This window comes from Bacillus sp. B1-b2 (assembly GCF_009183415.1).
Taxonomy (GTDB): domain Bacteria; phylum Bacillota; class Bacilli; order Bacillales; family Cytobacillaceae; genus Niallia.
In genome coordinates this window covers 109,735-132,858 of record NZ_WEHU01000010.1, presented here as the reverse complement: position 1 = coordinate 132,858, position 23,124 = coordinate 109,735, and the positions used below count along the sequence as shown (strand labels likewise).

The 23,124-nt window shown below is 35.3% G+C and carries 23 protein-coding genes and 1 pseudogene; 19 read left to right on the top strand and 5 right to left on the bottom strand.

Translation table 11 applies throughout. The annotated features are described in order from the left end of the window. Window positions 1–543: 543 nt before the first annotated feature. Window positions 544–1,125 (top strand): CBO0543 family protein, encoded by a 582-nt coding sequence (locus F9279_RS11870; RefSeq protein WP_152113256.1) that lies wholly within the window; start codon window positions 544–546, stop codon window positions 1,123–1,125. Window positions 1,126–2,060: 935 nt separating this feature from the next. Here the strand turns inward: F9279_RS11870 and F9279_RS11865 are convergent. Further along, window positions 2,061–2,387, bottom strand: a complete 327-nt coding sequence (locus F9279_RS11865) for a YnfA family protein (RefSeq protein ID WP_134340069.1) — start codon at window positions 2,385–2,387, stop codon at window positions 2,061–2,063. Window positions 2,388–3,171: 784 nt separating this feature from the next. Between F9279_RS11865 and F9279_RS11860 the strand changes: the two genes are divergently transcribed. The 6 genes from F9279_RS11860 to F9279_RS11835 all read left to right on the top strand — a co-directional run bounded on the left by F9279_RS11860 (window position 3,172) and on the right by F9279_RS11835 (window position 9,541). Next, on the top strand, window positions 3,172–4,224 hold the full coding sequence (locus tag F9279_RS11860; protein WP_152113254.1) for an iron-siderophore ABC transporter substrate-binding protein: 1,053 nt from the start codon (window positions 3,172–3,174) through the stop codon (window positions 4,222–4,224). Between the two features lies 1 nt (window position 4,225). After that, window positions 4,226–5,260 carry a FecCD family ABC transporter permease gene (locus F9279_RS11855; RefSeq protein ID WP_152113252.1) on the top strand — a complete coding sequence of 345 codons (1,035 nt, stop codon included), beginning with the start codon at window positions 4,226–4,228 and terminating at the stop codon, window positions 5,258–5,260. Then, entirely contained in the window at window positions 5,257–6,288 is a 1,032-nt protein-coding gene (locus F9279_RS11850; RefSeq protein ID WP_152113250.1) for a FecCD family ABC transporter permease, read from the top strand. Before F9279_RS11855 ends, F9279_RS11850 begins: the two co-directional genes overlap by 4 nt. After that, complete coding sequence (locus F9279_RS11845) at window positions 6,288–7,109, top strand: ABC transporter ATP-binding protein (RefSeq protein WP_152113248.1); 822 nt, start codon at window positions 6,288–6,290, stop codon at window positions 7,107–7,109. Before F9279_RS11850 ends, F9279_RS11845 begins: the two co-directional genes overlap by 1 nt. 148 nt (window positions 7,110–7,257) lie before the next feature. Beyond that, entirely contained in the window at window positions 7,258–7,884 is a 627-nt protein-coding gene (locus F9279_RS11840) for a metal-dependent hydrolase (RefSeq protein WP_152113246.1), read from the top strand. Window positions 7,885–8,032: 148 nt separating this feature from the next. Further along, on the top strand, window positions 8,033–9,541 hold the full coding sequence (locus tag F9279_RS11835) for an MDR family MFS transporter (protein ID WP_226793473.1): 1,509 nt from the start codon (window positions 8,033–8,035) through the stop codon (window positions 9,539–9,541). A 50-nt stretch (window positions 9,542–9,591) separates the two neighbouring features. Here F9279_RS11835 and F9279_RS11830 read toward each other — a convergent pair whose 3' ends face one another. After that, window positions 9,592–10,413, bottom strand: coding sequence for a mechanosensitive ion channel family protein (locus tag F9279_RS11830; protein WP_152113242.1), 822 nt, complete (start codon window positions 10,411–10,413; stop codon window positions 9,592–9,594). A gap of 729 nt (window positions 10,414–11,142) precedes the next feature. On the opposite strand from F9279_RS11830, the pseudogene F9279_RS26240 reads away from it, so the two are divergent. From F9279_RS26240 to F9279_RS26065, 5 genes and pseudogenes are all read left to right on the top strand, one after another. After that, window positions 11,143–11,261 (top strand): annotated as a pseudogene (locus F9279_RS26240) (methyl-accepting chemotaxis protein); the annotation flags it as partial. 413 nt (window positions 11,262–11,674) lie between these two features. Further along, window positions 11,675–12,238 (top strand): DNA-3-methyladenine glycosylase I, encoded by a 564-nt coding sequence (locus F9279_RS11815; RefSeq protein ID WP_152113387.1) that lies wholly within the window; start codon window positions 11,675–11,677, stop codon window positions 12,236–12,238. Between the two features lie 188 nt (window positions 12,239–12,426). After that, window positions 12,427–14,001 carry a hypothetical protein gene (locus F9279_RS11810; RefSeq protein WP_152113238.1) on the top strand — a complete coding sequence of 525 codons (1,575 nt, stop codon included), beginning with the start codon at window positions 12,427–12,429 and terminating at the stop codon, window positions 13,999–14,001. 71 nt (window positions 14,002–14,072) lie between these two features. Beyond that, on the top strand, window positions 14,073–14,558 hold the full coding sequence (locus tag F9279_RS11805; RefSeq protein ID WP_152113236.1) for a GNAT family N-acetyltransferase: 486 nt from the start codon (window positions 14,073–14,075) through the stop codon (window positions 14,556–14,558). Between the two features lie 218 nt (window positions 14,559–14,776). Continuing rightward, complete coding sequence (locus F9279_RS26065; protein ID WP_319020761.1) at window positions 14,777–15,115, top strand: GNAT family N-acetyltransferase; 339 nt, start codon at window positions 14,777–14,779, stop codon at window positions 15,113–15,115. Window positions 15,116–15,156: 41 nt separating this feature from the next. Here F9279_RS26065 and F9279_RS11795 read toward each other — a convergent pair whose 3' ends face one another. Then, on the bottom strand, window positions 15,157–15,936 hold the full coding sequence (locus F9279_RS11795) for a class I SAM-dependent methyltransferase (RefSeq protein ID WP_152113234.1): 780 nt from the start codon (window positions 15,934–15,936) through the stop codon (window positions 15,157–15,159). A 141-nt stretch (window positions 15,937–16,077) separates the two neighbouring features. Here F9279_RS11795 and brnQ point away from each other — a divergent pair, with 141 nt between their 5' ends. Together brnQ and F9279_RS11785 are read left to right on the top strand one after the other, a co-directional pair. Then, window positions 16,078–17,433 (top strand): branched-chain amino acid transport system II carrier protein, encoded by a 1,356-nt coding sequence (gene brnQ, locus F9279_RS11790; RefSeq protein ID WP_152113232.1) that lies wholly within the window; start codon window positions 16,078–16,080, stop codon window positions 17,431–17,433. An 83-nt stretch (window positions 17,434–17,516) separates the two neighbouring features. Further along, a complete protein-coding gene (locus tag F9279_RS11785) occupies window positions 17,517–18,026 on the top strand; it encodes a GNAT family N-acetyltransferase (RefSeq protein ID WP_152113230.1) in 510 nt (169 codons plus the stop codon). Window positions 18,027–18,119: 93 nt separating this feature from the next. Here the strand turns inward: F9279_RS11785 and F9279_RS11780 are convergent, their stop codons facing one another. Then, window positions 18,120–18,581, bottom strand: coding sequence for a GNAT family N-acetyltransferase (locus F9279_RS11780; protein WP_152113228.1), 462 nt, complete (start codon window positions 18,579–18,581; stop codon window positions 18,120–18,122). Between the two features lie 190 nt (window positions 18,582–18,771). Here F9279_RS11780 and F9279_RS11775 point away from each other — a divergent pair, with 190 nt between their 5' ends. The 5 genes from F9279_RS11775 (at window position 18,772) to F9279_RS11755 (ending at window position 21,926) form a co-directional block, all read left to right on the top strand. Next, entirely contained in the window at window positions 18,772–19,413 is a 642-nt protein-coding gene (locus F9279_RS11775) for an FMN-dependent NADH-azoreductase (protein WP_152113227.1), read from the top strand. Between the two features lie 166 nt (window positions 19,414–19,579). Further along, window positions 19,580–20,005, top strand: coding sequence for a DMT family transporter (locus F9279_RS11770; RefSeq protein WP_152113385.1), 426 nt, complete (start codon window positions 19,580–19,582; stop codon window positions 20,003–20,005). Between the two features lie 15 nt (window positions 20,006–20,020). Then, a complete protein-coding gene (locus F9279_RS11765) occupies window positions 20,021–20,719 on the top strand; it encodes a Crp/Fnr family transcriptional regulator (RefSeq protein WP_152113225.1) in 699 nt (232 codons plus the stop codon). Window positions 20,720–20,736: 17 nt separating this feature from the next. After that, window positions 20,737–21,213 carry a DMT family transporter gene (locus tag F9279_RS11760; protein WP_152113223.1) on the top strand — a complete coding sequence of 159 codons (477 nt, stop codon included), beginning with the start codon at window positions 20,737–20,739 and terminating at the stop codon, window positions 21,211–21,213. An 11-nt stretch (window positions 21,214–21,224) separates the two neighbouring features. Continuing rightward, on the top strand, window positions 21,225–21,926 hold the full coding sequence (locus tag F9279_RS11755; RefSeq protein ID WP_152113221.1) for a YjjG family noncanonical pyrimidine nucleotidase: 702 nt from the start codon (window positions 21,225–21,227) through the stop codon (window positions 21,924–21,926). An 89-nt stretch (window positions 21,927–22,015) separates the two neighbouring features. Here the strand turns inward: F9279_RS11755 and F9279_RS11750 are convergent, their stop codons facing one another. Further along, the gene (locus tag F9279_RS11750; protein WP_152113219.1) at window positions 22,016–23,005 is read right to left on the bottom strand and encodes a LacI family DNA-binding transcriptional regulator; all 990 of its coding nucleotides are present in this window, start codon (window positions 23,003–23,005) and stop codon (window positions 22,016–22,018) included. Between the last annotated feature and the right edge of the window lie 119 nt (window positions 23,006–23,124).

Here is a 23,124-nt window from a genome sequence, read left to right as displayed (position 1 = left end):
TAAATAAAAATAAAAATAAACAGTTAGGTATCGGTAACTTGGTAAGTATGGGAATGAGGGTGATATAGGAGAAACCGTAAGGTACTACGTATGAGGTTGATGATTAGATTATCGGATCGGGAACGTATCTACGATACTACTATCGTTTTTTGATTTGGAGAAGGTTTGAAAATTTCTATTCACAGACAAAGGAGGAAAAAGGTCTGACTAATAAGAAAAAAGTTCGCACGAAACCCCGTGAGTGTGTCCAGCAAATGGATGTATTGACGGGGTTTTTTTATGTAGAACTGTGGTCGTATAGAGGTGTATTTCAGGGCTTAAGGTTTCCCTTACGGGGATAATTAACTCTTGAATAAGTACAACTCAAATTGACGTTAGTATGTCTCTCTGAGGTGATACAGACCGGCAACCCTTCCAATCAACGAATGGCACAAATCCTGTAATATGTAAAACGATCCATGTGGCAATGAATAAAAATGGAAACTTTTAATTAGAATAAGATAGCATTACCTTCTGGGTTCAAGGGATAAAGGAGTTATTTAAATGAATGAAAAACAGAGAAGTATTTTTGATAAAATAATCGAAGATTATGAAAACCTAATGTCTGAAGGTATTGATTATTGGGCTAGATTTTCAAACTTAGATACGTGGCAGTTTTGGGTCAATGTTGTATTCCTCATATTGCCTTTAATTGTTATATGGTTTTCTATTGATAAGAAGAGGGCATTATTATTGGGATTCTACGGTTTTAATGTGCACGTTTGGTTCACATACATAGATAGTTTGGGTGTTAATTTTGGTACATGGGGTTATCCATTTAAGGCGATTCCGCTATTTCCCGTTAGTTTTGCATTAGATGTATCATTAATACCAGTTGTGTATATGTTGGTTTATCAGTGGACTTTAAACCATAGAAAAAATTATTATTTGTATTTAACGGTAACAAGTGCCTTTCTTGCATTTATATTTAAACCAATCTTGGTGTGGTCAGGCTTGTTTATTTTATTGAAGGGGTTTAATTACTTTCATTTATTTTTGGGTTACTTAGTCATTATGTTGGTATCTAAATGGATAACCAATATATTTGTACATTTTCAAAGAAATGAACCGAAAACAAGTATCTGATATTTTTATGAATAATTAATCATAGGTCATGTCGGAAGTATAGAAATCATAAGATGTCCTATAACTTCCTGTAAACTAAAGTGGAGGCAAAGTATAACATGAGGCTAATAGATTAGTCTAAGAATCGAGAAACGTATCTGCGATACCTCTTCTCGGTTTTTTTATTTGGAGAGGTTTGGCAATTACTTTTCACAGACAAGGAGGAAAGAAATGGATAGGGATGGTGCATATGTTGTTTAGGAATCCCTTTAAAAGATTAGTGGTACTCCCGGCTTAGTACAGCACAAGGGCCGTGTCAATGTCTCTCTGAAGGGAGTACATTGGAATCAACACAATAAGGGCAGCCCAAATCCAGCAACGTGTAACATGCCCTAAGGAAAGTCCTCTCCCTTAAAAATAAATATATATAAATAATTAGGTATAGGCCACGAGGTAAGTATGGGGAGGGTGGTGATAAGGCAAAACTGCAAGGCAAGGTAGGTGCTTCATCTTCCAAGGGAAGTCCACGTCCATGAAGGTATACCATGCTTCAGACATAAGCGCTCGCCCATAAAGAAATAATTAAAAATAAAAATAAATAATTTTGTATGGGTAACGTGGTAAGTATGGGATTAACGGTGGTATATGTGAGAAACCGTAAGGTATTATGTATAAGGCAGATGGATTAGACTATCGAATAGGAAACGTATCTTCGATACCTTTTATCGGTATTTAATTTGGATAAAGGTGAAACGCAGAAAATCCTTTCTCCTCATTCCTCAATTCACCTTATAAGTTCAAGTCCTATTTTGAAAGAAGCAAAAGAGTAAAAGGAAAATGAGGAATTTTGGGGCATAGTCGTAATTGTATGGCTTCTTTCAAACTCACACCTAAACGGTTAAGGACATCCCCTTCTTTCGTTGATTCCCCTTAAATGTATTCTTGTCTTTTTAACACTATTGACGAGGTGCAAATAATATTACTGAAACACCCACTAAGCATATACCCGCACCTATCCAATCGTATAAATCAGGTGTTTTTTTATCAATACCCCATCCCCACAATACAGAAAGAACGATAAATACTCCTCCATAGGCAGCATATACTCTGCCGAATGATGGGAATGTTTGAAATGTGGCAATAACACCATATAACGCCAAGGCTATTCCTCCGAAAACACCCCAATAGAAAGGCTTACCTTCTCTTAACCATAGCCAAATAAGATAACCTCCACCAATCTCAGCAAATCCAGCAAAAATAAACAATACAATTGCGTAAATCATTTAAAGCCCACCCTTGATAAATTAATTGACATGGTAATTATACCGTATCCCAAAGGTAGTAAAGCACTGCATTACCATAGAACAATCAGAAGGCAAGAATCGGTTGTGGTACAGGGGTCACCGTAAGGTGCCTTCATGAGTTTTAGATCACTCCATTTGTTTGGTGATCTCTCTACTATGTTTAAGCAAACTTTATTATTATCTTTTTTACTTTTAGAGTACTTTTCGGCTGAAAACGGGCAAATCTTTGAGCAAACTTTATTCTCATGAAATAAGTTGCGTAATGCCTTTGAAGTCAGATGTGGCAAGGGGTGAACGTGATTCCTCGCTTCTGCAAACTTTATTCTAATTTAACAAATAGATACATCCTTTCTCCAATAATAGAATGTTCTACTATCATTTCATAGGCATTTATATAAAATTCAGAATAACCATCTTTTTTATGAAGTAATTTAGAATGAACGTATGTGTTTTGACACAGGCTAATAAGGAATATAGTCTTATTATGAAAAAACAAGAGTAATATGCTTATTCATAATAATTAAGAGAAAGAGAGGAAGCATGTCAGGAAAAATGCAAAAAACGACAGAATCTCTCTATTTCTTTAAAAAACCCAATTGACAGAAAAATAGAAAACAAGTATCATTATTGAGAATGATAATCATTTCGAAAGTGAATAGGATACTCATCAGATTTTCTGCCCTATTTTAAGAAGCAGTGGTTATCTAAGTTAGAAATAAAAAAAAATAATATACAATACATAACAAGAAAGGAAATACAAAGAATGAAAAATCACAAAAAGTCATTACTACAGATGTTACTATTTTCATTAGTAGCTATTATCCTACTAGCAGGCTGTTCAAGTGAATCAGCTCCTAAATCAGATGATTCTAACTCTGATTCTACAAATACAGAAACAGATTCTAAATATCCAATTACTATTAAACATGCATTTGGTGAAACAGTAATTGAAGAGAAACCAGAACGTGTTGCTACTATTGCATGGTCGAACCAAGACGTTGCTCTTGCTTTAGGTGTTGTGCCAGTAGGTTTTTCAGCAGCAAATTATGGTGTTCAAGATGACAGCGGGATGTTACCTTGGACTGCAGAGAAATTAGAAGAGCTAGGTGAAACAAACCCGAATATTTATCAAGATACAGATGGTTTAGATTTTGAGGCAATTGCAGATTCACAACCAGATGTTATTCTTGCTGCATATTCTGGAATTACACAAGAAGATTATGATACATTAAGTGAAATTGCTCCAGTTATAGCATATCAAGAAACTCCATGGGTTGCTTCTTGGCGTGACCAAGTAACATACAACTCAATGGGTATGGGTATGGAAGAAGAAGGAAAGAAACTTATTGCTGATACAGAAAAGCTTATTGCTGACAAAGTAAGTGAGCATCCAGAATTTAAAGGGAAGAAAGCAGCATTTGTAAGTATTAGTGCGGCTGACTTATCTAAGTTTTATGTATATACTCCAACAGATCCACGTGGTGAGTTCCTTACTGAATTAGGAATGGAATATCCAAGTAGCATCACAAGTCAAGTGAAGGATGCTGATAGCTTTTATATCGAAGCAAGTGCAGAGAATGCTGATATGTTAAATGATGTTGATATCTTTGTATCATATGGAGATGATACTACTCTTGCAGCTCTACAAGCAGACCCGATTTATGGAAAAATCCCAGCGGTAGAAAGAGGATCTGTCGTGATTATTGGAGATAATACTCCACTTGCAGCTGCAGGAACTCCAAGTACACTTTCAATTGAATACACTCTTGATGAGTATGTAACTTTACTTTCAGAAGCAGTAAGTAAAGTGAAGTAAAATGGATCATATAACCGTTTCAGAAAATAAGCAGTTACTAGTACCGAAGAAATTTATAAGCATATTAATTTTTTCAATCATTTTACTCGGTATTAGTGTATTGGCATCTCTTGCTTTTGGATCTCGTGTTGTTGGATGGAATGAAATAATGGATGGTTTATTCCATCCTGAAGTTCAATCCCATGGAGCTAATGTTGTTCGACAAAGAATAGCTAGAACAGTATTTAGCCTTTTGTGTGGAGCAGCACTAGGTGTTTCTGGTGCTCTTATGCAATCAGTAACACGAAATCCGATTGCAGATCCTAGTATCTTGGGAGTTAACACAGGAGCCGCATTATTCGTGGTTTGTGGAATCTCGTTCTTGAATATTAGTTCAGTTAGTCAATATATTTGGCTTGCATTAGCTGGAGCAATTTTAACTGCCATTTTTGTATTCGGGATTGGTTCAATGGGGAGTGGCGGTGCCACGCCCCTTAAACTCGTTTTAGCGGGTGCTGCTACAAGTGCTGCTCTTTCTTCACTTGTAATGGCGATTATGATTCCTCGCTCAAACGTTTTGGATCAATTTAGATTTTGGCAGGTAGGTAGCGTAGGCTCTGGGAATTGGAGCTCCATATCTATTTTTGTTCCATTTCTTATTGTTGGTATTTTAATCGCCCTATTCTCAGCTCCTGCACTAAACGCATTAGCATTAGGGGATGAAGTAGCAACAGGATTAGGTGTACGTACAGGCACACTTAGACTGGTTGCCGCCTTTGGGGGAGTAATATTATGTGGAGCAGCAACAGCGTTAGCTGGTCCTATAGGTTTTGTTGGTTTACTTGCAACACATGTTATTCGACTCCTTATTGGTCCTGACTTACGATTAATAATTCCCATGTCAGCTTTATCAGGGGCTATTATCTTAACCATATCAGATGTATGTGGTCGAATACTTGGCAGTCCTGGTGAGCTTGAAGTGGGAATAGTGACAGCATTTATTGGAGCCCCAATATTAATCTTAATAACTATGAAAGCGAAAATGCGTGCGTTATGATGAATCAATCATTGAATCTTATACTAGTAGGTAGAAAAAAAAGACATCGTCGTTTTATCCTTGTAACGGTCTTGCTTGCTGTCATTGCTTTTGCACTTTGCTGTACAATGCTAATGCTAGGAAATACTATTTACCCTGTCTCGGATGTAATCAGTGTTTTACTAGGTGAGAAAGTTAGAGGGGCTTCATTTGCAATTAGTAATATCCGACTTCCTAGAATGGTTGCTGGTGTTTTTGCCGGCTTTGCCTTTGGGGTATCTGGATATGTGTTTCAAACGATGCTACGTAATCCTTTAGCAAATCCAAATGTTATTGGAATAACAGCTGGTTCAAGTGCTGCTGCTGTTTTTTGTATCCTTGTTCTTCATGCAAGCAATGTGTTTGTTTCTATTGCATCTGTTATTGGGGGACTTGCAACTGTACTCATTATTTTTCTATTATCAAAAGGTTCTTCTTTTTCTATTGGTCGATTAATCTTAATAGGAATTGGAATTCAAGCAATGCTAAATGCGGTAATATCCTATCTGTTGATTATTGGAAAAGAACATGATGTTCCAACTGCGATGAGATGGTTAAGTGGAAGTCTAAATGGTGCTAAAATGGAGAATTTATTTCCTCTTATCATCATCGTTTTAATCTTTGCACCAGTCATTATTATACTTGGAAAACAATTAGAGATGTTAGAACTCGGTGAGCAAACGGCAACATCACTTGGAATCAACACAGATAAAACAAGACTTGTCTTAATTATTAGCTCTGTACTGATTATTGCATTAGCAACAGCAACTACAGGACCAATTGCTTTTATTGCGTTCCTTTCTGGACCAATTGCTAAAAGATTAGTTGGCGTCGGGTTCTCTAGCATTATTCCAGCAGGTCTTGTGGGAATCATTCTGGTACTCGCCTCTGATCTCGTGGGACAATTTGCGTTTGAAGCTAGATATCCTGTAGGTGTAATCACAGGAATTCTTGGAGCACCATATTTAATTCTGTTATTAATCCAGTTGAATCGAAAGGAGGCATTGTGATGGAAAAGATACATGATTTCCGAGCTAGTAAGTTAACATCTGGTTATGAAAATAAAATGATATTACAAGAGATGGAGTTGGAAATACCGAGCAATAAAATTAGTGTTATTATCGGTTCAAATGGTTGTGGAAAATCAACTCTCCTAAAGACTTTGTCCAATCTTATTAAGGCTACATCTGGTGAAATTATGCTTGACGGAAAGGCCATTAATAAAATCCCATCAAAGCAATTAGCTAGGATTCTTGGTATATTACCTCAGTCCCCTATTGTTCCAGAAGGGATTACGGTAGCTGATTTAGTAGGTCGTGGTCGATTTCCTTATCAATCTTTCTTAAGCGGCTGGTCAAAAAAGGATTATGAAGCTGTTGCAGAAGCAATGGAAATGATGAATATAACAGAATTTGCTAATCGTGATATTGATGAGCTATCTGGCGGACAAAGACAACGTGTTTGGATTGCTATGGCATTAGCTCAGCAAACAGATATTCTTTTTCTAGATGAACCGACTACTTTCCTTGATATTACATATCAAGTGGAGATTTTGGATTTATTAACAGATCTTAATAGGAAGTACGGAACAACGATTGTCATGGTGTTACATGATATTAACTTATCAGCACGTTATGCCGATTATATATTTGCTTTGGAAAAAGGACGGCTTGTTGGAGAGGGGAAACCTTCAGATATTATCACTAGTTCACTAGTTAAAGACATCTTTGGGTTAAATTGTACCGTTATCAATGATCCCGTTTCTGGTAGTCCTTTAGTAGTGCCAAGAGGCAGATATCATGTAAAAGCAGAAGCAGAAGTAGAAGTATAAAACAAAAACTCTAGGATGCGAGATCCTAGAGTTTTTTGCTATCTACCTTATAGTATTTACGAAAATATCTATAATACTATTAACCTATCATGTACAATAATATAGTTATTTTAATGACAAATTAGTTTTATTAGAGGAGAAAACCAACTTGAAAGGTACATCACATGCTGCGATTGGAGCAGCAACAGGATTCGTAGCTGCGAATTATGTTCAAGGAACACCGTCAGAAACAGTATTTTTAGTGGTGTTGGGAAGTATTTCAGGATTAATTCCTGACTTAGATATTGACGGGAAGCTGCGTGGAAAAATAACCTTATCGCATAAAATGATTCAGCTATCTGCCCAACTCATTGGCTGTATGATGATTATTTATAGCTTCATGGAGAAGACAGCCGTTGACACATGGTATGGAGCAGGTGCAGGGCTATTGATAATCATTATAGCTTCTTATATTAAGCAAAAGCATATGCTTACCATCACAGGGATTGCAACATTAGTAGGTGGAATATCCATAGAGGAAAGATGGTTAATTTTATTAGGAGTTTATGTTGTAGTAGCATCCTTTACTTCCCATCGAAGCTATACCCATTCCCTACTAGGAGTGCTCTTTTTTGGTATGATAGCATCTGACCTTGAAACGTCTCTTGGGATTCATGGAATATTTATTGCTTGTATTGGTGGTTATATTAGTCACTTAATAGCAGATATGAAGGTACTTCCTTTTAATAAACGAGGAATAAAGCTGTTCTTACCATTATCCTCTAAGGAGATATAGAATTCATTTCTGTTATCGTATATGATTAATTAGGAATATGAATGTATTGTGATTATGAAATCATATGCGGAAGTTAATAAGGAAGCAGCTGGATGAAGAATTTACAGATGTGAAGTACTTATATAAAAAGGAAGAAGGAGAGGGTATGATGCAATCAACAGATCGCAAAACAGTAAATTTTGTGGTAGTAGGGCTGTTGCTAGGTATTTTAATGGGAGCAATGGATAACACGATTGTTTCTGCGTCAATGCCGACCATTGTTGGAGAAGTAGGAGGACTTGATAAGTTTGTATGGGTTACTTCTGCTTACTTAGTTGCAACCATGGCTAGTATGCCTATATTTGGTAAGTTATCGGATATGTATGGTAGAAAACGATTCTTCCTAATGGGATTAATTATTTTCTTGATTGGATCTGCACTATGTGGAACAGCTCAAAGTATTACTCAATTGAGTATTTACCGAGCTATTCAGGGGATTGGTGGAGGCTCTTTAATGCCAATAGCATTCACTATTATTTTTGATATTTTCCCACCAGAGAAAAGAGGGAAAATGACTGGTTTATTTGGGGCAGTATTTGGTTTATCTAGCGTGGCTGGTCCATTACTAGGAGCTTATATAACTGATCAGATTGACTGGAGATGGATTTTTTATATAAATGTTCCAATTGGTATTGTCTCTTTACTCTTTATCATTTTATTTTATAAAGAAACTATTAATCTTAAGAAGCAAAAAATTGACTGGGCTGGAACTATTACTCTTATTGGATCAATAGTTAGCTTAATGTTTGCATTAGAGCTTGGAGGCAATCAATATGCTTGGGACTCTAGTATGATTATTAGTTTATTGTCCTTTTTTGCTATTCTATTCATTGCTTTTGTTTTTGTAGAGAAGAAGGTAGAAGATCCAATTATTCCGTTTAGTTTATTTAAAAATCAGTTGTTTGCTGCAACACAATTAGTAGGCTTTTTCTATGGATCTGTCTTTATTATTACGACAGTATTAATACCGATTTATGTTCAAACCATCTACGGAGGAAATGCTACTAATTCTGGTGTGATTTTAATTCCTATGATGATAGGGTCTGTAGTAGGAAGTCAGACTGCAGGACAATTGGTTAACAAGCTTAGTTACCGAACTATCATGCTTATCTCTATTGTCATTTTTTTCACTGGGATGTTCTTGTTAAGTACGATTGATGTAGATACAAAACGAATGGCTCTCACTACTTATATGATTATTGCTGGGCTTGGAATGGGATTCTCATTCTCTTTATTAGGATTGGCAACACAGCATAAGATAGAGCCAAGAAAGCGTGGAGTAGCAACATCTACTAATAACTTCTTTAGAACGCTAGGGATGACAATTGGTGTCACCATCTTTGGTACTATTCAAAACCATTTATTCGCAAATGGGTTAGGTGATATCCTTGGACAAATGAATTCGTTCTCTGGGGAGATAGATTCACAAGCATTGCTATCAGCTAGTGCAAGAGAAGCTATACCACCAGAGATACTAAGCAATATTCTAAAAGCAATGGCTGATTCTATTTCTAGTACATTTGGCTGGACACTCATTCCACTTCTATGTGGGTTTATAGCTATTCTTTTCATGGGGAAAGAAAGACTAATTGTACCTAAAGAGAAACAAGAAGCATAAAAGTCACTAAATGTTTTAACCAAAAATAAGTGCCTAATTAGGCACTTATTTTAATAACTGGTATCAGGACTCTCTGCCATCATTAAGTCATGTTCATAGGCAGCAATGGCTAACTCATATCGTACCTTTTTGCTCGCTTCTGCGTAGTCATCTTCTTTAACAAGCGCAGACAAGGAGTAACGATGGCCCTTGTAATCTACGTTAAGCTCTGTAATTTCATTAAACTTAAAATTCTCCAAAGGAAAACCATTTTCGTCTCTTAAAAGGTATTTACTGTACTTTAAGTTGCAGGTCATAGCTACTTCTTCCATCACTTCAAAAGCCTTATCTGGATTTTGTCTATAATGTAGGATAAGCCCTTCATTCACCCGTCGTTTTCCTCTATTACCATTATGAAGTTCATTTATATTACTATAAGAAACTGTATAGAGATATCCGTCATATTGACGAATTTTCAGATGACGCATGCTAATCTCTTCAATTTCCCCTTGGCGATTACCATTGATAATAACTTGATCCCCATGATGAATTTGACGCTCAAACAAGTAGGTAAGGCCCATAATATAATCTCGAATGATATGTTGAAGGATTAATGCCAAGGCACTGGCAAGAACAACAGAGCCGGTTAATAGTCTTGCAAAATCAAAGAAATGGCTAAGTAAATAAATGATAAATATAACGATTCCTAATACTTTAGTGACTTGGTTTGCAAAATGCATTAGTGTTTCTTCGCGCTTTATATCCAAAAAGCTAGTTTTATCAAAAAACAGCTTGATAGATTTTCGGATTATATAAACAGTCGCAATAATGACTAGTGCTACTATGATCATTTTCAAATAAGAAAAATCTTCTGTAGACTCTAAAGATAACATTCGAACACTCTCCTATATAAAACAAATAAAAAAGATATCTTAAACATAGCATGGTTTGGTAAAAAGGAAAAGTTTATACCTATTCCAACTGCTGTGGTATTTATTGCTTTTTAATTAAAGAATATTCACAATTTCTCAATAGTATATTTCTCAATAATATTGCATGATATAGGAAAATATACCTACTATTATGAGGGGGAGAAATGTTTACCACTATGACAGAAAAACAAGTAGAGAGCAGCTTTATTCAGCTTGAGTATACTTCCTATTATTCATTCTCTAATGCCTGAAATATCAATTGGTATAACGGATAAAGAAGAATGGATTGCTTATTTTCCAGGGAAACGTATTGATGTTGGTGCAAAGCCAGGGATGAAAATAGACCCTAAAGAACCATTAGCAGAATGTATTGCATCTAATAAGATAATGGAAGCAGAGGTACCAGAACATTTCTTTGGCATTTCTTTTACAGGATTAGCTGCACCTATATGCGAAAATGGGAAGGTCATAGGGGCATTAGCCATACAAATACAGAAGCACAGCTCCAGAGCATTACAAAGAATATCTGGTAACTTAGTAGATTCCTTGATACAAGCTAATAGTCAAGTATCAAACATTTCGAGTGAAGCAGAAGAGATAAAAAGTATTAGTACTCAATTAGTTGGAGCTCCTGAGAGAGCAACTAGTGAAGTTCATCATACAGATGAAGTATTGCTTTTTATTAAGAAAATTGCCTTCAAACAAATTTATTAGGATTAAATGCCTCAATTTAAGCAGCTAGAGCGGGCTCTCATGGAGCAGGTTTTTCCATCGTGGCCGAAGAAATTAGGAAGCTTTCTCAAGAAACAATAACCTAAACAGAGCATATTAGGCAAACACTAGGAAGAATAAATACTTCTATACAAGAAGTGAATATGGCTGTCCAAAAGCTGGTAGAAGTTGGCGATAATCAAGCAGTTTCTACCATAGAAATGAATAAGCTCATATTTGAAATTGAATCAATGAGTAAAGAAAGGGATATGCTTTAGAGATTTAAATAGACATTGACTTTGGCAATTTGTAGATAATAAAAAGAGTGTACATGGGATGAGTTAAATAATATGTTTATAGAGAAGTAGATGTATTAATTACATCTGCTTCTTTTCGTTATCATTTGGTGGTTCCAAAAGAAATAATAGAATATTTTCGAGCATGACTATAAGTAGCTATGTTTTCTAGTTTATACTAAATCTATCAAGGTAGGATAGGGTGGTAAGCGATGATGGAAACAATATGTTCATGGGCAACTTCAAATGAGTTAATGAGAGAGTATCATAATAAAGAGTGGTGCATTCCAAACGATGATGATCGCTATTTATTCGAAATGTTGGTGCTAGAAGGAGCGCAAGCAGGATTATCCTGGTCTATTATTTTAAAAAAGCGACAGGCATACAAACAGGCTTTTAACAATTTTAATTTGGATTATTGTGCAAACCTAACAGAAGAAGAAATGGAAAATATTAGAGATAATACAGAGGTAGTAAAGCATTTATTAAAGATACAATCTGTTAAAAAGAATGCTTTAGCAGTGAAAAATGTCCAAAGTGAATTTGGTAGCTTTGCTAATTATTTATGGGGATTTGTAGAGGGGAAACCAGTTGTTTCTAATTGGACAAATGTAAGCCAAATGCCTGCAGAGTCAGAACTATCTCGAATTGTGAGCAAGGATTTAAAAAGACGAGGCTTTAAGTTTGTTGGACCTGTTACCATTCACTCTTATTTGCAAGCAATTGGGATAGTAGATGATCATATAATCACATGCCCATATCACACAAATAATAGGTAGTATTCTTAATTTTCATCAGTATATAAAGTCGGTATGTTTCATTTATCTTTTATTCTAAACTTGGCATCCTGATAGATTTTAACAAGGCTCCTATTGACCTGTAAGATAGAATTAAATAGCATATTTTGTCAGAGGATATGCTATTATTATTCTATTCGAAATAAAAAGAGAACTTGTGGGGGATTTAGATGAATAGCCGGTTAAGAACAAATCTCTATTGGATTATTCCAGTTGTAATAGTATCACTGGGGCTAGTCCTATTATGTTATCAAAATTATTCTAAAGTAACAGAAGCTCCAGATGATGATTGGAGTAGAGGTATTGTAGTTGGAGAAACTCAGTTCAACAAATTGCCGAAAATCAGGGAAACAGCAGATGGCAAGTACGTTTTCTCTTTTTTTCAGGATAATAAATTAATAACGAAAGAACTAGATAATGATTTTAATATGGAAAACCAGACAAACTATGAAATTCCTGTAAACAAGTGGACACAGGTATATTTGCATGAAGATCAATTGATTTGGTTTGATTTTAAGAATATTTATGATGAAAATAAACAGCAGTTAGTTACAGAAGTAGACGGGTTTTACCCTTTAAATACAACCGTTCTATATGTAAAGGAAAAAGCCCTATATCAATTGCATCCAGATACGAAACAGTCTGTTAAGTTAATGGATATAGATTTAGATCAAGAAAATATCTCCTTAGAAGAGAATCAAGATGGAATTCATCTCATGGTATTTAAGAAAGGAACAAACGAAGTACATCTTGCTTTGTATAAACTTGCCGAGGAGAAAGTAGATAACGTATATGAAACTACATTAAAGGTAGATCCTGGTAAAGTCGTTAATCAAATAGCTTATACTTTTGATAATCAGAAATTGTCTCTTTTACTTCAAGAAGAATTAGAATCTACTCAAGGAAAGCCAGTATTCTTTAATTACTTTGTGCAAACGGTAATAACAGATTCAAACACGCCAAAGCAATATGAATTAACTTTTTACGATCCGGCACAGGAGAATACAGAGTTAACAGAGGTTTCAGATGTCACTTTTATTTATCGTGATGGTGTGCCTATGCTGTTATTTAAAGCAAATGGATATACAGATACGAAATATAATGAAAAAACAACATTTAATATTTTTGAAGCAGAAATTGGAGAAGATGGGACTACTAAAACAGAAAGAAGAAGCAATACTTCTGCCATATCCACTATTCCTCAATGGGTAAATGAAAATACGATAGCTTGGGTTGATTTAAATGGTGACAGTAATACAGTCAATGTGTCCTCAAGCGATTTAGATACTATTAATCTAAAAGTGAAAACCACATCAGATGATTGGTTACAGGCATTAGGTAAAACATTTGGAATGCTTGCATTATCCTTCTTTGCTCTTGCTATTACCTTTATCTGGTTTATGTGGCCAGTCCTTTTTATTGTGATTTTATATGTAATCAAAAGTAGAGCCATTGATTATGATCGTTCTTGGGTTTTCTATACAGGAATAGTTCTTTATCTTGCTGCAGTAGTTCTATTCAAGGATCGGTTCTTTATTCCTAACTTGTTGAATAATGCTCCTGATTATCTAACCTTTACAGGTGGAACGTATTTCTATTTGTTGCTATTTGCTCTAGTTGCTTACCTTCTTACAAGTATAACTAAGCGTGTTAATGAATGGACGGGTGCTGTAAGAGTCCTATACTTTGTAGCAGTACATGTTGTTCTTGTTACCATTTTTTATGGACCATATATTATTTACTAAAGTATTTAGCCAAAGAGCAGCCCTAATGTTTGGGCTGTCTTTTCATCAATCAAGGAGGCTTAGATGTCAGTATGAATAAGTTATCGTACAATAAATTTACTGCTAATGATTTTAGTAATTACTATTCGTTAGTTTCTGATGAAAGAGTAATGGCTCAAATAACAGAAAGAAGTATACCTTTAGCTGAAGCGAAAGATAATTACAAAAAGCTACTAAAACGTAATGAGAAGCATACTATTTTTGGTTCCTACCAATTTTATTGTTCTGAAACAGGCGTATTTATTGGGTTAGGTCACCTAACAATAAACGAGGAGCAAGAAAAAGAGGCGGAACTTGGTTATATGCTCTTACCAGAGCACTGGGGAAAAGGCTTTGGAAATGAAATAGCAAGCCTGTTAATGTCTTTAGCACAAAAAACGGATGTTACTGAGTTAAAGGCCATTATTGATCCAGCCAATATTCCATCCAGGAAAATCCTTATAAATCAAGGATTTATATCAGAACATGTTGCCGAAATAGATGGATTACCTGGAGAAATTTTAAGTCTTACTCTTTAGCAGTAGGGAGTTATTATGGAAGTTCATATCCGTCTACCGAAAATACAGGACAAAGCTAACATACACAAGTTTTTTAGAGCGGTGATAATAGATACATTCCAAAAAGATGGAATTCTACATAAGAGGAAAGATTTAGAAGCTGAAATAGTACAAAGAAAAAGTACTTATCTCTAAATAGAACTGGAGATGAGAAGGCTCGCTACTTTTTTGTGGCAGAATTGGATAATAAGATAATTGGAACCATCGAATTCGGACCTTCAAGTGACCTTATCAATGCCTGCACGAGTCAAAAACTTAAGCATGTTATGGAGTTAGGTACATTTTTTGTACATCCTCTTTATCAAAGAAGAGGGGTTGGGAACATGTTGTTAAAAACGATCTATCAGGAAATGAGTAACTATGGAGTAACCGAGTTTTGTTTAGATAGTGGCTACCGGGAAGCACAGAAGCTCTGGAGAAAGAAACTTGGAGAGCCTGATTATTTACTAAAAAATTATTGGGATGCAGGTTGTGACCATATGATTTGGAGAGTAGATTTAAAATCAGTAATAGAGTAGGTTGGAAAGGGGACTAGCTTATATGCTGTCCCTATCTCTATCTAATAAGAAATCTCTTTCCTTCCAATCACTCGAATACGTTTATAGTCTGCTACCCATATCTCATCTTTCTTTAAAATGGCTTCAAGTTCATAATGGACTCTTTCAATAATAGAGTGCTGATCTTCTTTGGGTATTCCTTCTAACAATTGTCCACCAAACATATGAATCCAGTTAGTTAACCCTTCTTCTCCATCTAATGAAGTTGGTCGATCGAAATGCTGTGCAAGGGTGACACGAAATCCTACCTTTTCCATAAGAGTGGTGTATTCTGCGATGCTTGGATAGAACCATGGAAAGAGTGAGTAATCATATGCGTATCCTGCTAACGTTCGTTGTTTTATCAGTTCATTCACGATAGATTGGACATTTCCCTTTCCTCCAAACTCTGCTACAAATCTTCCACCTACTTTTAATGAGTTGTAAATTTCACTTAGCGATTTTTCAGGTTGTGTAATCCAGTGGAGAGTAGCATTAGAAAATACAGCATGAAATTGTTCTTGAAAACCTAAGTCAGTAGCATCTTTTACCATAAAGGAAATAGAGGGATACTTAGCGGTTGCTTGAGCAACCATATTGAAGGACTTATCAACTCCAGTCACATCGACCCCCTTGTCTGCTAAACGTTTTGCTAAATCACCTGTCCCACAGCCAAGATCAAGAATATGTTCCCCTTTTTGTGGAGCTAGCAATTCTAGCAAATCTTGCCCGTACTGTGAAACAAAGGAATGATTCTTATCGTACAGTAAGGCATCCCACTGGTCTTTATGCTCTTTAAACATCGTCACACGCTCCTTATAGAATATTGATAAGTATATTCTTCTATAAGTGGAGAATTCCTCCCTATTTTAAAATAATATTGTGAACTTTGACTGAATCAAGTATCATCTAAACATTATGTTAATTTGTAAAGGAGTATTTGTATGCAACCTAGAGTTTCTTTTTCAACTTATGCTTTAATTGGTACCATGCTTTTTGGTATGTTTTTTGGAGCAGGTAATTTAATTTTTCCCATCCAACTTGGACAGTTAGCGGGTACAAATTTTTGGCTTGCATTATCAGGTTTCTTAGTTACGGCAATAGGACTTCCTTTTCTAGGAATCTTGGCTATTGGGCTATCAGGAAGCAGTGGGTTACGTGATTTATCTAATCGGGTTCATCCTATCTTCGGATTCTTCTTTCCCTTATTTTTATATCTAACGATAGGCCCGTTTTTTGCTATTCCTCGTACAGCTACTGTGCCATTTGCTGTTGGAATCGAACCATACGTGGCAAAAGATCATGTAACCTTATTTCTAGGAATATTTAGCCTAGTTTTCTTTTTCATTGTTTATTATTTCTCTCTAAATCCAGCAAAAGTTATGGATGTAATCGGAAAATATTTAACACCTGCATTTTTACTGTTTTTATTTATTTTGATTATCATAAGCTTTATTAATCCAATGGGGTCTTTTGAACAACCACAAGGAGAATATGTAAACAATGCGTTTATGACTGGTTTTAAGGAAGGTTATAATACCATGGATGCTCTTGCTTCCTTAGCATTCGGAATTGTAGTAATCAGTGCGATAAAAAATCAAGGAATTACGGATATCAAGAGTATAGCAAAGACTACTTGGAAGTCGGGAATCTTTGCCATGGTTCTTATGATGGTTATTTATGGAGCTATTACGTATATGGGTTCCTCCAGTGTACAAGCAGTAGGAGCTTTTGAGAATGGTGGTTTAATTTTCGCTGCTGTTGCAGAGCACTATTTCGGCTCTTTTGGTGGAGTTCTTCTAGCTGTCATTATAGTTCTAGCTTGTCTAAAAACAAGTATTGGTTTAATCACATCCTGTAGTGAATTCTTTCATGAAGCCTTTCCAAAGGTAAGCTATAAACAATTTGTTTTCATTCTTTGTCTTGTTTCCTTTGTATTTGCTAATTTGGGTTTAAGCAAGATCATTCAATTTGCTGTACCTGTGCTTATGTTTCTATATCCACTTGCTATTGTACTTATTTTGCTAACATTAGCAGCAAGATTTTTTAGATCAAGAAGTAGTGTGTATTTAGTTTCCATTATCTTAACTTTCTTTGTGAGTATTATTGATGGTTATAAAGCGTTAGTTGCAAGTATTCCTGGAGCTGAGGTTAGCTTTTTGGAAAGTATTGGATCGTTTTATCAAGAAGTTTTACCATTCTATGAAATTGGATTAGGTTGGTTGCTTCCAGCCATTGTAGGGGCAGTGCTTGGGTATATACTGTCTATTAATGAGAAATACCAAAAGGATCCTCTATGAGGGTCCCTTGTTATCTTTAAGAGGAGTTTGATAAAGATATAGAGAAGATTGTACTATTAATTAAAAGAAGGAGAGAGGGAAGAATGACAACATTACATAAAGCTACCTTAGATATGCTACCTATCATTAACGACATCTATGTAAATAGTCAAAGACGACTATTAGAGCAAGGTATCCTACAGTGGGATGGAAATTATCCAAATATAGACTATTTTACAGCTTGTATCAAGAAGCAACAATTATTTGTCTTTATTCGAAATGAAAGAATAACGGGACATGTGGTACTCAATGAATGGGAATCAGAAGAGTGGGATTCAATCCAATGGCAAGGCAATAAACCAATTATTATTCATTCTCTTATGATAGACCCACGGTTTCAAGGAAAAGGGCTAGCTCGTAAAATGATTGCTGCATGTGAAAATTTTGCGAAAGTGAAGGGATACGGAAGTGTAAGATTAGATGCTTTTTCAGGTAATGAGCAGGCAATGAAGTTATATAGCAAACTAGAGTATGAGAAACGGGGAAGCATCTTTTATAGCTCGAAGCCTAAAGGATATGAGGAGTATGTTTGTATGGAAAAATTATTAGTGTAGATTGTAAACGTGTAAATGGCGAATTTAGGGGCTGGTTTCGCGAACAATTGTATTAAAATCGCTAATTCATGCCCCAAGATCGCGAATACTATGTTACCTCACAACTTTATAAGTCATAAATACACTATTAGGGTCCTCTATATAATCAGCAAATGGCCCACAATAAACAAAACCTAGGCTTTCATACAATTTTTTAGCTGGTAAAAAAGCATCCATTGATCCCGTTTCTAAACTTAACTGCTCGTATCCTCGTTTTTTTGCTTCCTCTAAAATATGTATAAGCAATTTTCGTGCCACACCTTTTCGTAGGTGATCAGGAGATGTTTTCATTGATTTTATTTCCGCATGCTTAGAATCTAATTCCTTTATTGCTCCACATCCAAGCAAATCTTCTCCCTCCCAAGCAGTCCAAAAGGTAATCTCAGGTTTTCTTAACTTCTCTAAATCAAGGGCATGAATACTTTCAGGAGGGGAATGAAGGGTCATACTATGTAAGTGATCCTCTAAAAGACCAATGACTTTAGGAGAAGTAACATCATCTATTCTAATTTCCATTAATATCTTCCTTTCTATTTCATTTACTATTATTCTACCTGTTTATTTAGTATAAATATATTTAAAAAATTTAAAATATTTATACGCAAGAATATTTTTGATTAAAATAGTTTGCGTTCGAGATATTTTTCCTATATGATAGAAACATAGAGTTACAAATATTAGGTAAACGAAAGGAAAATGAGAATAAATGAACGTATTAGTTGTAAAAGCAAATAACCGCCCAGCTACTGAGGCTATTTCAAGTAAAATGTATGAAACTTTTATGGAGTCTATTAAAGGTGCAGAAAACCTTAATATAAACGTATACGATGTATTTGAAGAAGATACTCCATACTTTGGACAAGATCTTTTCAATGCATTCGGTAAATTACAAAATGGTGAGGAACTAACAGATTTAGAAGGTCGTTTACTTGCTGCTAAACAAAAAGCAATGGATGCTGTAACTGCTGCTGATGTAGTAGTATTCGCATTCCCACTTTGGAACTTAACTATTCCAGCTAAATTACAAACTTTCATTGATTATGTTTATGCTGCTGGTTTTGCTTTCAAATATGATGAGCAAGGTAACATGGTTCAATTAATGACAGACAAAAAAGCAATCCTTTTAAATGCTCGTGGTGGAGTTTACTCTACTCCAGAAGCTGCTCCAATGGAAATGGCTGTTAACTACATGCGTGCAGTATTCGGTGGCGTATTCGGAATGGAAATCATTGACGAAGTAATCATCGAAGGTCACAATGCAATGCCTGCTAAAGCTGCTTCAATTATTGAAGAAGGTTTACAAAAAGTTACTGCTGCTGGAAACAAATTAGTAGCTCAAACTGTTTAATTTATAAAGTGGAGAAAGACTCTGTTCAGGAAATTCTGAATGGAGTCTTTTTTTATGGGCAAAATATATTCTTAAAAAACAAATCATTTGGGACATATGTCCTTTTCTTGCTTAGATAATTCCTATATCTTTAAATAAGATAAAAAGATAACAAAGGGGTCACATGATGAAAGGGATAGTTTTTGCGTTTTTAGGAGGAGCATTTATTACACTTCAAGGTGTTGCCAATGCGACCATAAGTCAAGATATTGGTACATGGCAGGCAGCAACGATCACACAGTTTACAGGGTTTGTACTAGCATTTCTTATCTTATTGATAGTTAGGGAAAAGGCATTTGCGCATTATAAAGAAGTAAAGCCATTATATTTAGCAGGAGGATCATTTGCTTCTATCGTTATATTCTGTTCTATTACTGCTATTCATTTAGTTGGAGCAACTCTAACAACTTCTACTGTGCTCATTGCTCAGTTATTCATAACCTTCTTAATAGATAGCAATGGCTGGTTTGGTTTGGAAAAGCAAAAGATGAAAGCTCCACAATTTATAGGAATCGCTTTGATGATTGCAGGAGTCCTTTTATTAAAAATGTAGGAGAGAAAAAGGTAGATGAGAGAGATTCAAAACCAAGGTGAATTGGATAATTATATGGAAAACTTTCAACTAGATCAAGTTTTTCCTAGCCAATTAAAAGCCCATTTCCATTTATATGCTTTTGAACAAGGAGAATCCATCTGTAGACAAGGCGAAAAGGCAGATTATCTTTATGTACTAGTAGAAGGTAAAATTAAAATTTATACGACATCTGCTGAAGGAAAAACGCTCATTCTTTCTTTTAAAACACCCCTAGAAATGATAGGGGATATTGAGTTTGTAAGAGAAACTGAAATACTGAATACGGTCGAGGCTATTACAGATGTTGTTATGATAGGGGTGCATAAAAGCTTTTTACACCAATATGCAGATAAATATCCTCCATTCTTGCAATTTCTATTACAGGTGATCACAAAGAAATTTTATATAAAAAACGCTTCAATGAGCTTTAATCTCTTATATCCAGTGGAAGTGCGTTTAGCTAGTTATCTATTATCGATTTCTTTCGATGAGAAAGATCCCCTATATAATGGAGATAGTAAAACAATGAACTTAAAAGATACAGCGAACTTAATTGGTACCAGTTATCGCCACTTAAATCGAGTAATCCAACAGTTTAGCCTAGATGGTTTGATAGAGCGGCGAAAAGGAGCTATTGTAGTGAAAAATCGGGAGGGTTTAACTAATTTAGCCAGTAGAAATATTTATGAATAAGGGGTTGTGGTTAGATAATGATAACAGGGTTAATCGTTGCTTTTATTAGTGGAAGTCTTGTAGGGATACAGAATATCTTTAATAACCGAGTAAATCAAAAAGCAGGTCTTTGGGCAACAACTACCTTAGTACTCGCATTAGGGTTTGTGGCATCCTTTATTCTGGGTGTTATTACAGAAGGAACAGCTCTCTTCCATTTAGAAAATATGCACACAGGGTATTGGTTTAGTGGAATAATTGGCGTTGGGGTAGTGGTTTGTATGACAACAGGGATTAAAGCATTAGGAGCAACATATGCAGTCTCGATTTCTCTATCAGCGCAATTGATTTTTGCTTTATTATTTGATTCTATTGGATTATTAGGGTTAGAAAAGGTGCCATTTTCTCCAAAGCAATTAATTGGAGTGGTAGTAATTATTGGTGGAATACTAGTGTTTAAAATGGGAGGAAAACAAGAGCAAGCACAACCGATAAAAGAGTTGGCAAGAAAGTAGGAGATTGGAATTTGAAGACTTATCAAACATTACTTTTTGAAGTAGATGATACTTTACTAGATTTTGCTGCGGCAGAAGATGCTGCTTTTCGTAAACTTTTATTAGAGCAGGGTTTTACCTATAATGATGCATGGAAAAAGGACTACCGCTTGATGAACCAAGAGTTATGGAGCGCATATGAACGAGGTAAAATGAGCCGTGATGAGGTAGTAAATACCCGCTTCTCTAAGTTTTTTCAAAAACTTGGGAAAGAAGTAGATGGACGTCTTTTAGAAAATAGCTATCGACTTTATTTAGAAGATGGAAATCAATTATTAGATGGGGCCTTAGCGTTAGTCAAGGAATTATCTCATCACTATGAGATGTATATTGTAACGAATGGATTCTCAAAAACACAGGATAAACGACTAAAAGCTTCCGGATTATTTCCTTTCTTTAAAGGGGTATTTGTGTCAGAGGATACTGGTTTTCAGAAGCCGATGAGGGAATTTTTTGACTGTTGTTTTGCTAGTATTCCGAACCTAGATGTACAGACTGCATTAATTATTGGGGATTCTTTAAGTGCGGATATCCAAGGTGGTATTAATGTTGGAATGGATACTTGCTGGATTAATCCTTCTAGAAAAGAGAATGTATCAGCTATTCAACCTACTTATGAGATCCATCATTTGAATGGATTACTAGAACTACTAAAAATCAATAGCCAGTCTTGATGGAGGAATTATTTCAAAAAAGCATCGTAGTTGTGAACTGCACCCTCCATTGTTAGACACTGTCTAACAATGGAGGGTGCAGTTTCTTTTTAAGTGCTTTTTCTTATTATTAATTCTGAATTAAGAAGTACAGTCTTTGTAATTTTTCGCTGGCCAATAATTTGTTCTAGTAATAAATGGACTCCCGTTTTACATAGCTCAGGGATGTCTATATGAAATGTTGTAAGCGGTGGAGACACGTATTTTGTTACGCTAATATTATTGACACTTATAATGCTTACTCTGTTTGGAATAGAAATATTATTCTCATTAAATGCTTGTAGACTGCCTACTGCAATAGGGTCTGATGCAATGAAAAAAGCCGTTGGAAGGTCATCTTTTAAGGTTGAAATGGCCTTTTTTGCTACTGTATAGCCATCATTAACAGAGAAATGTCTCTCTCCGAATACATATTTCTCCTCTAATATCCCAACCTCTTTCATGTAAGAACGGAAGGTAGTTTCACGAATATCCATTTCGTCTTTATTTGTATCTGGATTATGATAAGTACCACCAATAAAGCCTATTTTCTTATGCCCTTGGTTTATAAAATAATCAATAGCTTTCTTAGTAATTCTTACGGTATCAGGTAAGACAGCATCATATAGCTCGGGAACAGGGTTTGTATCGATAAAAACGCCACGCTTTGTTTTATTACGTAACCTTGATATCTCATCTGATGTAAAAGCCCCTACAGCAATAAAACCCGAGATATCATTTGGGATATTTTTAATTCCATCCTCATGCTTGTATAAATGAAGTTCCATATTTTGATCTAAGGCATTTTTTTCAAGCTCTAGTCGCATTTGCTTAAAATAAACATCTTCTAACTCTTCTTTATCGGTAATCCAATAGAGTAATGCTACCTTCTCAATCAAGGGTTGTATATTTTTCCTTTCATAACCTAACCCAATAGCTGTATCTAAAATCTTCTTCTTTGTATCTGGTGAAACAGAAAGTGTAGTGTCGTTATTTAGTAATCTGGAAACGGTTGAGGCAGAAAAACCAGATTTCTCGGCAATTTCTTTAATGGTGACCATGTAATCCTCCTGAAAAACTGTTTTACTATCTTATTATAAGCGAAATACAATCAAAACAGTAATTTTTTTTAGTAAATTATTTTCCTATGTAGTTGAGAAGGTTAGAAGGATAATCTAAC

What these genes read in the sequence shown, in the direction of transcription:
- F9279_RS11870 (WP_152113256.1), top strand. Translation starts at nt 544, where the DNA reads ATGAATGAAAAACAGAGAAGTATTTTTGATAAAATAATCGAAGATTAT.
- F9279_RS11865 (WP_134340069.1), bottom strand. Translation starts at nt 2,387, where the DNA reads ATGATTTACGCAATTGTATTGTTTATTTTTGCTGGATTTGCTGAGATT.
- F9279_RS11860 (WP_152113254.1), top strand. Translation starts at nt 3,172, where the DNA reads ATGAAAAATCACAAAAAGTCATTACTACAGATGTTACTATTTTCATTA.
- F9279_RS11855 (WP_152113252.1), top strand. Translation starts at nt 4,226, where the DNA reads ATGGATCATATAACCGTTTCAGAAAATAAGCAGTTACTAGTACCGAAG.
- F9279_RS11850 (WP_152113250.1), top strand. Translation starts at nt 5,257, where the DNA reads ATGATGAATCAATCATTGAATCTTATACTAGTAGGTAGAAAAAAAAGA.
- F9279_RS11845 (WP_152113248.1), top strand. Translation starts at nt 6,288, where the DNA reads ATGGAAAAGATACATGATTTCCGAGCTAGTAAGTTAACATCTGGTTAT.
- F9279_RS11835 (WP_226793473.1), top strand. Translation starts at nt 8,033, where the DNA reads ATGCAATCAACAGATCGCAAAACAGTAAATTTTGTGGTAGTAGGGCTG.
- F9279_RS11830 (WP_152113242.1), bottom strand. Translation starts at nt 10,413, where the DNA reads ATGTTATCTTTAGAGTCTACAGAAGATTTTTCTTATTTGAAAATGATC.
- F9279_RS11815 (WP_152113387.1), top strand. Translation starts at nt 11,675, where the DNA reads ATGGAAACAATATGTTCATGGGCAACTTCAAATGAGTTAATGAGAGAG.
- F9279_RS11810 (WP_152113238.1), top strand. Translation starts at nt 12,427, where the DNA reads ATGAATAGCCGGTTAAGAACAAATCTCTATTGGATTATTCCAGTTGTA.
- F9279_RS11805 (WP_152113236.1), top strand. Translation starts at nt 14,073, where the DNA reads ATGAATAAGTTATCGTACAATAAATTTACTGCTAATGATTTTAGTAAT.
- F9279_RS11795 (WP_152113234.1), bottom strand. Translation starts at nt 15,936, where the DNA reads ATGTTTAAAGAGCATAAAGACCAGTGGGATGCCTTACTGTACGATAAG.
- brnQ (WP_152113232.1), top strand. Translation starts at nt 16,078, where the DNA reads ATGCAACCTAGAGTTTCTTTTTCAACTTATGCTTTAATTGGTACCATG.
- F9279_RS11785 (WP_152113230.1), top strand. Translation starts at nt 17,517, where the DNA reads ATGACAACATTACATAAAGCTACCTTAGATATGCTACCTATCATTAAC.
- F9279_RS11780 (WP_152113228.1), bottom strand. Translation starts at nt 18,581, where the DNA reads ATGGAAATTAGAATAGATGATGTTACTTCTCCTAAAGTCATTGGTCTT.
- F9279_RS11775 (WP_152113227.1), top strand. Translation starts at nt 18,772, where the DNA reads ATGAACGTATTAGTTGTAAAAGCAAATAACCGCCCAGCTACTGAGGCT.
- F9279_RS11770 (WP_152113385.1), top strand. Translation starts at nt 19,580, where the DNA reads ATGAAAGGGATAGTTTTTGCGTTTTTAGGAGGAGCATTTATTACACTT.
- F9279_RS11765 (WP_152113225.1), top strand. Translation starts at nt 20,021, where the DNA reads ATGAGAGAGATTCAAAACCAAGGTGAATTGGATAATTATATGGAAAAC.
- F9279_RS11760 (WP_152113223.1), top strand. Translation starts at nt 20,737, where the DNA reads ATGATAACAGGGTTAATCGTTGCTTTTATTAGTGGAAGTCTTGTAGGG.
- F9279_RS11750 (WP_152113219.1), bottom strand. Translation starts at nt 23,005, where the DNA reads ATGGTCACCATTAAAGAAATTGCCGAGAAATCTGGTTTTTCTGCCTCA.